Raw genomic sequence first — 13,494 nt, forward strand, 5'->3', positions numbered from 1 at the left:
CAGTAAATTAGTTGCAGAAAAACCCACCGATGCGATGGACCCGGAGTCCGTCCACATGGGTGGGTCTGTCAGGCGTGGCTGTTAGATGTCAAACAGCAGGCGGGCCGGATCTTCCAGCGCTTCCTTCATGGCGACCAGGCCCAGCACGGCTTCGCGGCCGTCGATGATGCGGTGGTCATAGCTCATGGCGAGGTAGTTGATGGGTTGCACCACCACTTGCCCGTTGACCACCATGGCGCGGTCCTTCGTCGCATGCACGCCCAGAATGGCCGACTGTGGCGGGTTGATGATGGGTGTCGACAGCATGGAACCAAAGGTGCCGCCATTGCTGATGGAGAAGGTACCGCCGGTCATTTCTTCCATGCTCATCTTGCCGTCACGCGCCTTGGCGCCATACTCGGCAATCTTCTTCTCGATCTCGGCAAAGCTCATCTGGTCCGCATTACGCAGAATCGGCACCACCAGGCCGCGGGGCGAGCCCACTGCAATACCGATGTCAAAGTAGCCGTGGTAGACGATATCGGTGCCGTCGACTGAGGCGTTGAGCATCGGGAACTTCTTGAGGGCATGAACCGCAGCCTTGACGAAAAAGCTCATGAAGCCGATCTTGACGCCATGTTCTTTCTCGAACTTCTCCTGGAAGCGCTTGCGCATTTCCATCACCGGGCCCATGTTGACTTCATTGAAGGTGGTCAAAATGGCATTGGTGGACTGCGACTGCAAGAGACGCTCCGCCACGCGGGCGCGCAAACGACTCATGGGCACACGTTGCTCGGGGCGCTCGCCCAGGGAGACGACAGGCCCGGCCACTTGAGGCAATAAAGCGGTTGTAGCCCTTGCCGGCATTGCGGGAGCAGCTACCACTTTGGGAGCAGATCCGGAAGCAACCGCACCCAGCACGTCACCCTTGGTCACCCGACCATCTTTGCCGGTACCGGGCACTGAGCCGGCGGCAAGCTGGTTGTCCGCCATCAGTTTGGCCGCCGCGGGCATCGGCACCCCGGCCATCGAGCTCCCTGCGGTCGCGGCCGCAGCCGGCGCAGACGTCATCACGGCAACAGAGGCTGGCACGGCAGCCGCCGCTGTCCCGGCCTTGGCTTCGGTGTCGATTCTGGCAATCAACTGTTCGGCGGCCACGGTGGCACCGTCTCCCACCACCAATTCGACCAGCACACCGGCGGCGGGAGCTGGCACTTCCAACACGACTTTGTCGGTTTCGATCTCGATCAGGATTTCATCGATCGCGACGGCTTCACCGACCTTCTTTTTCCATTGCAGCATGGTGGCCTCAGCCACGGATTCCGACAACTGCGGAACTTTCACTTCTACGATAGCCATATCAATTCTTTCGGTATATTTTTTCGAAGTTTGCGGGACGGGCTTCAGCACTGTCCCCAACTTGCTTTTGAGGGTTTGCGGAACAGGCCTTCAGCGCTGTCCCGCCACTGATTCAATAAAACTATTTACTCAGGACAAAGCCTTTAAGCTTGCCAAACGCGCCTTCGACCAGCGCCTTTTGCTGCTCCTGGTGCAGATGCGAGTAACCCACGGCCGGAGAGGCAGAGGCGGCCCGACCCGAATAGCCCAGTTTTTGACCATCGACCATGTTTTCGTGAATGTAATGCTGCACGAAGAACCAGGCGCCCTGATTTTGCGGCTCATCCTGACACCACACCAGATCGGTCACATTGGGATACTTCTTGAGCTCGGTTGCAAACGCCTTGTGCGGGAACGGATAAAGCTGCTCCACGCGCAAGACAACCACGTCATCTACGCCCTTTTCCTCGCGCTTCTTGATCAGGTCGTAGTACACCTTGCCCGAGCAGGCCACCACTCGCTTGACCTTGTCGGCCTTCAGCTCTTTGTGCTCAGGAATTATGGTCTGGAAGCTGCCCTTGGTGAACTCGGACAGGGGCGACGCCGCGTCCTTGTTCCGCAGCAGGGACTTCGGCGTCATGATCACCAGCGGCTTGCGGATATTGCGCACCATCTGACGACGCAGCACATGGAAGATCTGGCTGGCCGTGGTCGGCTGCACCACCTGCATATTGGTGTCGGCACTCAGCTGCATGAAACGCTCCAGGCGCGCCGAGCTGTGCTCAGGCCCCTGACCTTCGTAGCCGTGCGGCAGCATCAGCGTGATGCCGTTCACGCGGCCCCATTTCACCTCGCCCGAGGCGATGAACTGGTCGATCACCACCTGCGCGCCATTGACGAAGTCACCAAACTGGGCTTCCCAGATGACCAGCGTGTTGGGGTCATTGGACGCATAACCGTACTCGAATGCCAGCACGGCTTCTTCAGACAGGATGGAGTCGATCACCACGAACGGCGCCTGACCATCCGCCACGTTTTGCAGCGGGGTGTAAGTGCCTTCGTCAAACTTCTCACGATTCTGGTCATGCACCACCGCGTGACGGTGGGTAAAGGTTCCACGACCGCAGTCTTCCCCACTCAGACGCACCGGGTAGCCGCTGGCCACCAGTGAAGCAAAAGCCATGTGCTCGCCCATGCCCCAATCCACCGGAATGTCACCACGGCCCATGGCCGCACGGTCGTCGTACACTTTTTTCACCAACTGGTGCGGCGCGATAGTGGAGGGAATGGTCGTCAAGCGGTCTGCCAGACGTTTCCACTCGGCCATTGGAATCGCGGTGTCACCCGCGTCAGTCCACTTCTTGCCCATGTAGGGCGTCCAGTCCACCGCGTACTTGCTTTTGAAATTGGTCAACACCGGATCTACCGTGTGCTTGCCGGCATCCATCGCAGCGCGATAGGCCTTGACCATTTCATCACCCAAATCAGCACCCATACCTTGGGCCGACAGCTTGTCGGCATACAGACGACGCGTACCGGGATGCTGAGCGATCTTCTTGTACATCAGGGGCTGCGTCAGCGCAGGTGTGTCCTGCTCGTTGTGGCCCAGCTTGCGGAAGCAGATGATGTCCACCACCACGTCCTTGCGGAACTCCATGCGGAACTCCAGCGCCAGCTGCGTGGCCAGCACCACCGCCTCGGGGTCGTCGCCATTGACGTGCAGCACCGGCGACTCAATCATCTTGACAATGTCGGTGCAATACAGGGTGGAGCGGCTGTCGCGTGGATCGCTGGTCGTGAATCCAATCTGGTTATTGATCACGAGGTGCACCGTGCCGCCCGTGGAATAACCACGCGTTTCAGCCAGCGCCAGGGTTTCCATGACCACACCCTGCCCGGCAAATGCCGCGTCGCCATGCACCAGCACCGGAAGCACCTGCTTGCCGTGCTGGTCACCACGGCGGTCCATGCGGGCGCGTACGGAGCCCTCCACCACCGGGTTCACGATTTCCAGATGCGATGGATTGAACGCCAGCGACAAATGCACCGGCCCGCCGGGGGTAGTCACGTCGGAGCTGAAGCCCTGGTGGTATTTCACGTCACCGCTGGTCAATTCTTCCGGCGCCGTATGGTCAAACTCGGCGAACAAATCGGCGGGCATTTTGCCCAGCGAATTCACCAGCACGTTGAGACGGCCACGGTGGGCCATACCGATCACGATCTCCTGAACACCTTTGGTGCCAGCCAGTTGAATGAGCTCGTCCAAGGAGGCAATGAAGCTTTCGCTGCCTTCGAGTGAAAACCGTTTTTGTCCCACATATTTGGTGTGCAGAAAACGCTCCAAGCCCTCGCCCGCCGTCAGACGGTCAAGAATATGCTTCTTTTTTTCTGCGGTAAAGGTGGGCTTGCTGCGAATGCTCTCGAGCTTTTGTTGCCACCAGCGCTTCTGGTTCTGGTCCGTGGCGTACATGTATTCGGCGCCAATCGTGCCGCAATACGTCTGATGCAACGCGTTCATCAGCTCGCGCAAGCTCATGCTGTCTTTGCCAAAGAAGGTGTTGCTGGTGTCGAACACCGCTTCCTGATCGGCGTCACTGAAGCCATAGAACGAGGGCTCAAGTTCAGGGATTTTGTCGCGTTCGGTGCGCTTCAGAGGGTCCAGATCAGCCCAGCGCTGACCCACGTTACGGTATGCGGCAATCAATTGCTGCACAGCCGTGCGCTTGCGTCCCATTTCGGCATCCACGCTGGCCAGGACAACTTTGGTGCCACCGCGCTTGGCGCGCTCGGCAAAAGCATTGATCACCGGTTGGTGCGGAACGTCTTTGGCGTTGCTGCCATCCACTGCGGGCACATGCTGCAATGCATCGAAGTAGTCACGCCAGGTGTCGGGCACGCTGCCCGGGTTGGCCAGGTAGTTTTCGTACATCTCTTCGACGTACGGCGCATTGCCACCAAAAAGATAGGTATTGGCCTGATAGGCTTGATATACAGAAGAAGCCGACGACGTCGGATTCGTCCCTTGGGACGTGGTCTCACTCATTTTTCGCTGAACTCCGTTTCCCTTGAGGAAACATTAGCTGGTTAAAGCTGTTGTTGATTAACCTTCCGCGTCACGGCTGGACCGTTTAGCGGATGCGACTGTGGCGATGGAAGGGCCTAGTAACTCTCTCGATTGTGCCACCAAAAGCAGCACCCAAATTTGACGCCTCTTTTCAGCGTCAAACTAAACCGTCATCAGATCCTTGATCTGTTGCAGTGCAGCCGGGTCATCCATGGTTGTCAAATCGCCCGGATCGCGTCCTTCGCAGACCGCCTGAACCGCCCGACGCAGCAGCTTGCCACTGCGCGTTTTGGGCAAGGTGCTAACAAAGCGTACGCGCGCCGGGCGGGCCACGGCACCCAGATCCGTGTCGACAAGCTTCATGATTTCACCCTCCAGTTTGAGACGTGAAGCCTCGTCCGTCAGCAGGCTCGCATCCTTCACCACGGCAAACGCCATGGCCACCTGACCCTTGAGTTGATCGGCCACACCCACCACCGCCACCTCGGCAATGTTGGGATGGGCCGAGATGCTCTCTTCAATCTCGCGGGTGCCCAGGCGGTGCCCGGCCACATTGATCACGTCATCGGTACGGCCCAGAATGAAAAAGTAACCATCGGCATCGCGAATGCCCCAGTCAAAGGTGCTGTAAACCATTTTGCCCGGTACGCTGGACCAATACGTCTTGACGAAGCGCTCATCATCACGCCAGATCGTCTGCAGGCAACCCGGGGGCAAGGGGCCTTCAATGGCAACCACGCCTTTCTGGTTCGGCCCGGTCAACTCTTCTCCGGTCTGGTCATCCAGTAACTTGACATCGAAGCCATACACAGCCTTGCCCGGTGAGCCAAACTTGCTGGAGGCCTGTTCAACCCCATTGCAAAGGGACAGGATCGGCCAGCCGGTCTCGGTCTGCCAGTAGTTGTCAATGATGGGTTTACCCAGACTTTCGCTGATCCACTTGGCGGTCGGCTCATCCAGCGGTTCGCCGGCCAGAAACAGGGCACGCAGACTGGAGAGATCGTATTTGGTGAGCAAGGCCGGGTCTTGCTTCTTCAATACCCGCACCGCCGTGGGAGCGCTGAACATCACGGTGACTTTGTACTTCTCGACCAGACTCCACCAGATACCACCATCAGGACGGGTGGGCAGCCCCTCGTACATGATGGTCGCCATGCCGGCAATCAGCGGTCCGTAAATGATGTAGCTGTGGCCCACGACCCAGCCGATGTCGCTGGTGGAGAAATAGGTTTCACCGGCATTGCCACAGTAGATGTGCTTCATGCTGGCAGCCAGCGCCACGGCGTAGCCGCCGGTGTCGCGCTGCACGCCTTTGGGTTTCCCGGTCGTGCCGCTGGTGTAGAGCGTGTAGCTGGGGTGCGTGGCATCGACCCACTCACATTCCACCACGGTATCCATGTGTTTTTGACGCAGCGCTGCCCACAAATGGTCGCGACCCGCGACCAAATCCATGGCCGACAGCTGACGATCCACCAACAGCACTGCCTCGGGTTTGTAGCTTGAGAGGCGAATGGCCTCATCCAGCAAGGGCTTGTACGCCACGGCTTTGCCGCCACGCGAACCTGCGTCAGCACTGATCACCAGTTTCGGCTCTGCGTCTTCAATGCGTGACGCCAGCGAACCCGAGGCAAAGCCGCCAAACACCACCGAGTGGATTGCGCCAATGCGTGCGCAGGCCAGCATCGCAAAGGCGGCCTCGGCAATCATGGGCATGTAAATCAGCACCCGGTCGCCCTTTTGAACACCCAACTCTTTCAACACAGCGGCCATGCGCTGCACTTCGGCGTGCAGCTCGTGGAAGGAATACACCTTCTCTTCGTTGGTCTCGGTGGAAACGAAGATCAGCGCCGCCTGGTGAGCCCGGTCCTTGAGGTGCCGGTCCACCGCGTTATGACACAAATTGGTGGTGCCGCCCACAAACCACTTGGCAAAAGGCGGGTTGCTGTAGTCGCAAATCTGCTGGGGCTGGGTTTTCCAATCGATGAGTTTGGCCTGTTCGGCCCAAAAAACGTCGCGCTCGGTAAGGGATTGGCGGTGGAATTCGGCATACGCTGTCATTATTTGTCTCCGGTCGGGTCAGTAAACTGAATTCATAATTATGGACAGACAGCTTGCAACAGCCTGACTCAGCGCCCCACCTCCCGCAGAATGCGCTTTGCAGCGCTACTTGATCAAGTCCTGCGCCGCATGGAACGCCGGGTGCTCGGCAGTACGCAGCCACTCGAACGCCACCATCTCGGTTGTCACCAACTCTGCGCCGGCACCGGCCAGGCGATCGAATGCCGCGTCCCGGTTGCGCTCAGTGCGCGAGCTGCAGGCATCTGTCACCACCCAGACATCGAACTCGTCCTCCAGCAAATCCAGTGCGGTTTGCAGCAGGCAAATATGGGCTTCGCAACCGGCGATGACCACCGTATTGCGTTCGACCACATTTGTTACGGTTTTTTGCAGGTGCTTGGGCAGGCTGCGGGCATTCCCACTCACGGGCTTGGGCTGCGGACGAAGCCATTCTCCCAAGCCTTCCTCCACGCCACTGAAATGCATCTTGCTCAAGGTCTGAGCACACAGCGCCCTGATCTCGGCCGCGTTTTCACCGAGTTTGGATGGGCTTTGCTCCGTGCCCCATGCCGGCACGTCCATCAGCCTGGCCAGTTGCCCCAGGCGCACGGCGTTGGCCAGCACCTGGGCGCTTTCGAAAATGGCGGGTATCAGGCGGATTTGATAGTCCACCAGGACGAGTTGGGATTCAGCGGCGTCTAACAACATGGCAAACTTTCTTGAGAGGTTGGGCTATTTCGGGCAATGACTGATTAAACCGCAGGAAGCCAGGACCACCTCTCACAGCCGAATCTCAAAGCGCGCTTCGTCCATATAACGATGCGGCCCAAAGGCCGCCGTCATGGCAGCGGACTCGGCGGCTTGCCACTGCTCAAGCACCTCTCGCTCGGCTGAGGGCAGTAGTTCCAGATCCGGCGCGTCGCCGTAGGTGCCCACGATCTGTAGGTAAGCCGTGTAGGTGGGCACGACCAGACTGGCGCTGCCCAGCGCAGCATCCAAAGCGCCACGAAAGCGCTGCTCAACGTCTTGGCGCTCCTTCTCGGAGGCCTCGTCAAAGGATGTCAGGGTCAGTGTGTAACTCATCGCGCGATTGTGGCCCTTTGTGGAGGGGAAATGCGATTCCTCAACCGGACAAATCCGACACTGTGACGCCGATTGCGCTCTCCGGCAACAATGCCCTCAACCTCGAAAATCATTAAAATATATATAAATCAATGGCTTACATTGATAACTTAGAGAAAACTTTAACTTGACAGGGCGCTTGCCCTGCAAGTATCCTAGCCCCGATGCGAATTCTTACCGTTCTTGTTGCCCTCTTGCTTGCTGCCAGTGCGCACGCCACTCCTCCCGGAACGAACGATGACATGGATCAATTGCTGAAAAACAAGGGGCTGCTGGCACGCATTGACCATGTCCGGCAGTCGGTTGGTGAGAAGGCCTCAGAACTGGTTTTCACGGCCATGGGCTTTCTCGGTGTTCCTTATCGGCGCGGTGGTAATACCGTGGAATCCGGCTTCGACTGCAGCGGCTTTGTGCGGGCCATGTACCAGCAGACCGTTGGCCTGATCCTGCCGCGCAAGGCGGAACAGCAGGCAGCAGCCACCGAGAAAATCGAGCGCGCTGAACTGCAGCCCGGCGATCTGGTGTTTTTCAACACCATGCGGCGTGCTTTCAGCCATGTCGGCATATACGTCGGTGAAGGCAAATTCATTCACTCCCCCAAACCCGGCGGTGAAGTCCGGGTTGAAGACATGGGGGGCTCGTATTGGAGTCGTCGCTTCGATGGTGCCCGTCGGGTGCAGACCTCGCAACCCGACATCCCGACGACTCAGGTCTTGCAGACGGTTGAGCCCACACTGCACTGAGCTACACTCAAACGCTACTATTTTAATAGCTGCAAGCGCTTATTCCACGCGGGCTAAAGCCTAATATAACCATATTTATTTAGCCTTTTCACGGCTATCGGGCTCGCATCCCTTGCCAGCGCAGGAACCCCATGAACGATCGAGTTAGCCAGATACTGGCCCAAATGGCTGCGCTTGAAGATGAGCTGCGCACCGTCGTCCATGAACAGGAGAGCAAGATGTTCTTCCAGATCAGGGGCAAGCGTGTGGAGTTTGAAAGCTCGGTCAAAGCAGCGCATCGCAAACTCAAACAGAACTTCTTCCGCTGGTTGGTCACCAATCGCCCGCAGAACCTGATCACGGGCCCCATCATTTACGGCATGATTTTTCCGCTGATGATGCTGGACCTGTGCGTCACGTTCTACCAATGGGTTTGTTTCCCCATTTACGGCGTCAAGAAAGTGAAGCGTTCTGACTACCTCGTGTTCGACCGGCGTCACCTCGGCTACCTTAATTTCATCGAAAAATTCCATTGCACCTATTGCGAATATGGCAACGGACTCATGAGTTACATGGCTGAGATTCTGGCCCGCACCGAAGAGTATTTCTGCCCGATCAAGCATGCCCACAAGATTCTGGGCACGCACGCTCACTACAACCGGTTTTTGGACTATGGCGACGCCGCCGACTATGAATCCCGGCTGGAGGAATTTCGCGTCGCCCTCGGTAAAGACAAATTGCCTGCAAGCCACCTAGCGTCACACGAAGACTTGCAGGCCCCACCTGCAGGTGCATGTCAGCATGCAACTGATCCCCGCCAGTAAAAAAGATCAAGCGGGTTGCGCACGCGGCTGCGCTACTACAGGCGGCGTGCCTTCCTTGAACAGTTTTGTGATCTCCGAGCGCAGTTCCGGTGTGTCCTGATGCTGATGGACTGCCACGGCATGCTGCACAGCGGCCTCCAGCAATTCCTGATCCGTATCGGCAGATAGCGCCACCGTGCAGTTCATGTCACTCGGAAATTCACGGCAATCAATGTATTTGCGTGTCATTTCAATCTCCTCATTCAGTGAATAAGCGGCAAGGCTCGGGACTCGCCAATCCGCTATTTATTTATAGTCAAATAATCCACTTTCGCAAGAGAAGCACTGAAAACATGGCTTATGCGGCCTGGGCCTCAACTGCTTCGCTGCAGGTGAGCGCGAGGCGATTGATCCCGCTCAGCAGCGCCTTGATCGACGCCGTGATGATGTTGGTGTCCAGGCCGACGCCGTAGCACTCGCGTCCGCCCGCCGGGTGCGCCAACTCCATGAAGGCGCAGGCCTGCGCATTGCCGCCCTCGCCGCTCGGGCTGGTGGCGCGTTCTTCAAAGCTGCGCACCTGGACGCTGATACCTATGCCCTGTAAGGCATGAACGGCGGCGTCAATCGGGCCATTGCCTTCGCCCGTGAGCAGGTGCGATACACCATCCACCTCGACAGCCAGCCGGATGCCCTGCGCGTTGCCGTGTTCAAACAAATGGTGCTCCACATAGCGCACAGGCCGTTCGCATTCGAAGTAGGTGCGCGAGAACAGCTGCCAGATATCGGTGCTGCTCATCTCGACACCCTGGCTGTCGGCGTGCCGCTGCACCTCGCCAGAAAACTCCACCTGCAAGCGGCGCGGCATGACAATGCCGTAGCCGGTTTCAAGCAGGTAGGCCACGCCGCCTTTGCCGGATTGGCTGTTGATGCGGATGATCGAGTCATAGCTGCGCCCGACGTCGGCCGGGTCGATCGGCAAATAGGGCACGTTCCAGAGGGTGTCAGGCTGCTGGGCGGCAAAGCCTTTCTTGATGGCGTCCTGATGCGAACCGGAGAAGGCCGTGAACACGAGGTCTCCCACGTAGGGGTGACGCGGGTGAATCGGCAAGCGGGTGCAGTACTCGGCCGTGCGGGCAATGGCGTTGATGTCGGAAAAGTCCAGGCCCGGCGCAACCCCCTGCGTCTGCATGTTGAGCGCGAGGGTCACAAGGTCCACATTGCCGGTGCGCTCGCCATTGCCAAAGAGGCAACCCTCGACCCGGTCCGCACCGGCCATGAGACCGAGCTCGGCGGCGGCAACCGCCGTGCCCCGATCGTTGTGCGGGTGCAGGCTGATGATGACGCTATCGCGGCGCGCCAAGTTGCGGTGCATCCACTCGATCTGGTCGGCGTAGATGTTGGGCGTGGCGATTTCCACCGTGGTCGGCAGGTTGAGAATGACCTTGTTGTCCGGCGTGGCGCCCCAGGCGGCAGTCACGGCGTTGCAGACCTCCAGCGCAAAGTCGAGTTCGGTGGCGGTGAAGGTTTCGGGGCTGTATTGCAGCACCCATTCGGTTTGCGGCTGCTCGCTGGCGAGCTGCTTGATGAGCTTGACCGACGCCACCGCCATCTCGATGACCTCGGCCTTGTCCATGCCGAAGACGGTTTCGCGGAACGGTTTTGAGGTGGCGTTATACACATGGACGATGGCCCGGCGCGCGCCCGTCAAGGACTCCATGGTGCGCCGCACCAGGTGTTCACGCGCCTGCGTCAGCACTTCAATCGTCACATCCTGGGGAATGTGACCGCCCTCAATCAACTCACGGACAAAGCCAAACTCGGTATCGGACGCGGACGGGAACGCCACCTCGATTTCCTTGAAGCCAATGTCGCAGAGCGTGCGGAACATGCGCATCTTGCGCTCGGCGTTCATCGGCTCAAAAAGCGCCTGGTTGCCGTCGCGCAGGTCGGTGCTCATCCAGATCGGCGGCACGCTGATGGTGCGGCTCGGCCATTGGCGATCGGTCAGCTCCACGGCGGGAAAAGGGACGTATTTGGCGGCGGCGTGATGCGACATGGTGGCGGCTCCTGAAGGGCAAGGCTGTTTCGATGACATTCATCTTAGCCAAAGTGAAGCAGAATCCGATTGCGTTGTTTACGCAACCTCCTCCATATATTGGCAACTTATTGCCAATTATATTAATTTAATAAAATTTAATGCCAACAAGGAGAAACAAGCAACAATTGTCTCGACATCATGGATGTCGACGCTCCTGCGCTGCCATCTTTAGGTTAAATAGGGCTCTAGCCCTTTAAACGCCAGCGCATGCAGCTATTTATTTAATAGCATTAACAATCAATGACCCCGTAGCTGCCGCAAGATGCTTCCGAACAGACCATTCACGACTTCCAGAATCGGGGCGTCTTGCCGCAGCTCGGGCGGTGGCTGGGGCACTGGGCGCGGAATGTCGAATTCCACATTCGGATCAATCCAGCGATTGCGAAATGCCTGCTGAAAAACGTCCCCCACCATGGGTAATGCGCTGCGGGCGCCCTGCCCCCATGAGCCCATCGTCACGCTGTTGTCGTTAAAGCCGACCCGGGCGCCGGCCACCAGTTGGGGGTTCATCATGATGAACCAGCCATCCGTGTTGTCTTGCGTGGTACCGGTCTTGCCAGCCACGTCGGCCTGGATGCCGTAACGCTGGCGAATGGCGACACCCGTGCCCTCGTCAATCACGCCGCGCATGGCGTTCACCAGGGTCAGCGCGTGCGCACGTGGCATGGCCGGCTCGCGCTCTCTGACGGGCTCGAACTGTTCCAGCAGGCGGCCGTTGCGGTCTTCCACGCGCAGCACCAGCACCGGCTGTATGTAGTTGCCGCCATTGGCGATAGAGCCGTAGGCCGCGACCATCTCGAGCAGCGTGACGGGGCTGGTGCCCAGGGCGAGCGAGGGCACCAGGTCGAGCTTGCTTTGCCGCACCCCCATGGACTGCGCCAGCCGCGCCACGCTGGCCGGCCCCACTTTCTGCATTAATTGGGCGGTGATGGTGTTCTTCGAGTACGCCAAGCCGTCGCGCAGCGTGGTGGGCTGGTAGCTGGGTGGCGTTGCGTCGCTGGGCGTCCACACCGGGCTACCTTGCGACGCGATGGCCACCGGCTCGTCAATGAAGGTGTAGGACGGGTCGAACCCCAGCATGAACGCCGCGCCATACACAAAGGGCTTGAAGGTCGAACCGGGCTGGCGCCGCGCCTGGCTCACATGGTCAAACTGCTCCTGCGCAAAGTCGCGGCTGCCCACCCAAGCCCGCACTTCACCATTGCGCGGGTCCAGCGCCAGGAATCCGGCCTGCAACAAGGCTCGGTCCTGCCCGGCTTTGCGCCGGCTGTCTGCCAGGGTTTGCAGTTGCGCCAGTTGCCGCGCCACTGCCCGGTTGGCCGCCCTCTGTATTTTTGCGTCCAGCGTGGTACGCAACTTGAGGCCATCGGCATGAATATCGAAACCCCGACGATCAGCCCAGTCAATCAGCCATTTGCGCAGATGCTGGGCGACGTGCGGCGCCGGGCCCAGCAGCTCGACCTGCCGCTCAAAATCCAGTCGCAGGGGCCGCTTGGCCAGACCCTCCACGCGGGCCGGGTCCAGCTTGCCGTGTTTGGCCATCTGCGCCAACACCAAGTTGCGGCGCTGCACGGCACGCTCGGGGTTTTGCACCGGGTTGTAGTAGCTCGTGCCCTTGAGCATGCCGATCAGCGTGGCGCTCTCCAGCAGGTCCAGCTTGTCGGCGGACTTGTCGAAATAAGTGCGCGCCGCCATCTCGATGCCGAAGGCGTTGTAGAGAAAAGGCACGGTGTTGAGGTAGGTCTCCAGAATCTCGGGCTTGGAATACACCGCTTCGATCTTCAAGGCGGTGACCGCCTCCTTGACCTTGCGCGTGATGCTGGCGGCGCGGCCGATTTCTTCCGGGTAGAGATTGCGCGCCAGCTGCTGCGTGATGGTCGAGCCACCCTGCAAATCACCCGACAAGGTGCTAAGCACAGCGCCGGCCGTACGTCGAAAGTCAATGCCGTGGTGATCGTAAAAGCGGTGGTCTTCGGTGGCGATCAAGGCATTCACCACATGCGGCGCTATTCTGTCCAGCGCCACCCACTGCCGGTTAATGCGCCGGTACTCGGCCAGCACCGAGCCGTCAGACGCCAGCAGCACCGACGGCGCTTCAGACTTCGCCTTGCGTAAGTCGCCAACGCCGGGCGTGAACGGGATCAGCACCAGCACGTAGAGCAGCACAAGCGTGGGGAGCACCAGAGCCGTCCGCACCGGATGCCGCCTGGCAGCGGCGAGAACGCGATGACATTGTTCTGCTGTGAAAGTGACGGCGCGACGGAGAACTGGAGTCATGGACGGAGTTTACGGCGGCTGAGCGTGCAGGCC

The 13,494-nt window shown here is 59.1% G+C and carries 10 protein-coding genes; 2 read left to right on the forward strand and 8 right to left on the reverse strand.

All coding sequences use genetic code 11. The annotated features are described in order from the left end of the window. Positions 1–81: 81 nt before the first annotated feature. The 5 genes from odhB to C5P05_RS09200 all read right to left on the reverse strand — a co-directional run bounded on the left by odhB (position 82) and on the right by C5P05_RS09200 (position 7,522). Positions 82–1,338, reverse strand: coding sequence for a 2-oxoglutarate dehydrogenase complex dihydrolipoyllysine-residue succinyltransferase (odhB, locus tag C5P05_RS09180; RefSeq protein WP_114969537.1), 1,257 nt, complete (start codon positions 1,336–1,338; stop codon positions 82–84). Positions 1,339–1,459: 121 nt separating this feature from the next. Beyond that, complete coding sequence (locus C5P05_RS09185; protein WP_114969538.1) at positions 1,460–4,360, reverse strand: 2-oxoglutarate dehydrogenase E1 component; 2,901 nt, start codon at positions 4,358–4,360, stop codon at positions 1,460–1,462. 183 nt (positions 4,361–4,543) lie between these two features. Further along, positions 4,544–6,439: a propionate--CoA ligase gene (locus tag C5P05_RS09190; protein WP_114969539.1), complete on the reverse strand. Its 1,896-nt coding sequence runs from the start codon at positions 6,437–6,439 to the stop codon at positions 4,544–4,546. Between the two features lie 105 nt (positions 6,440–6,544). Further along, positions 6,545–7,147, reverse strand: coding sequence for an isochorismatase family protein (locus tag C5P05_RS09195; protein ID WP_114969540.1), 603 nt, complete (start codon positions 7,145–7,147; stop codon positions 6,545–6,547). A gap of 72 nt (positions 7,148–7,219) precedes the next feature. After that, positions 7,220–7,522, reverse strand: a complete 303-nt coding sequence (locus C5P05_RS09200; protein WP_114969541.1) for a hypothetical protein — start codon at positions 7,520–7,522, stop codon at positions 7,220–7,222. A 203-nt stretch (positions 7,523–7,725) separates the two neighbouring features. On the opposite strand from C5P05_RS09200, the gene C5P05_RS09205 reads away from it, so the two are divergent. Both C5P05_RS09205 and C5P05_RS09210 read left to right on the forward strand, forming a co-directional pair. Next, a complete protein-coding gene (locus tag C5P05_RS09205; protein WP_114969542.1) occupies positions 7,726–8,304 on the forward strand; it encodes a C40 family peptidase in 579 nt (192 codons plus the stop codon). 131 nt (positions 8,305–8,435) lie between these two features. Then, positions 8,436–9,107 (forward strand): hypothetical protein, encoded by a 672-nt coding sequence (locus C5P05_RS09210; RefSeq protein ID WP_232834410.1) that lies wholly within the window; start codon positions 8,436–8,438, stop codon positions 9,105–9,107. A 6-nt stretch (positions 9,108–9,113) separates the two neighbouring features. Here the strand turns inward: C5P05_RS09210 and C5P05_RS09215 are convergent, their stop codons facing one another. The 3 genes from C5P05_RS09215 to C5P05_RS09225 all read right to left on the reverse strand — a co-directional run bounded on the left by C5P05_RS09215 (position 9,114) and on the right by C5P05_RS09225 (position 13,461). Next, positions 9,114–9,335, reverse strand: a complete 222-nt coding sequence (locus tag C5P05_RS09215) for a DUF1059 domain-containing protein (RefSeq protein WP_114969543.1) — start codon at positions 9,333–9,335, stop codon at positions 9,114–9,116. 109 nt (positions 9,336–9,444) lie between these two features. Beyond that, positions 9,445–11,142 carry a 2-isopropylmalate synthase gene (gene leuA / locus C5P05_RS09220; RefSeq protein WP_114969544.1) on the reverse strand — a complete coding sequence of 566 codons (1,698 nt, stop codon included), beginning with the start codon at positions 11,140–11,142 and terminating at the stop codon, positions 9,445–9,447. A gap of 279 nt (positions 11,143–11,421) precedes the next feature. Then, entirely contained in the window at positions 11,422–13,461 is a 2,040-nt protein-coding gene (locus C5P05_RS09225; protein WP_114969545.1) for a penicillin-binding protein 1A, read from the reverse strand. Positions 13,462–13,494 lie beyond the last annotated feature (33 nt).

This window comes from Rhodoferax ferrireducens (assembly GCF_003347515.1).
GTDB lineage: Bacteria > Pseudomonadota > Gammaproteobacteria > Burkholderiales > Burkholderiaceae_C > Rhodoferax.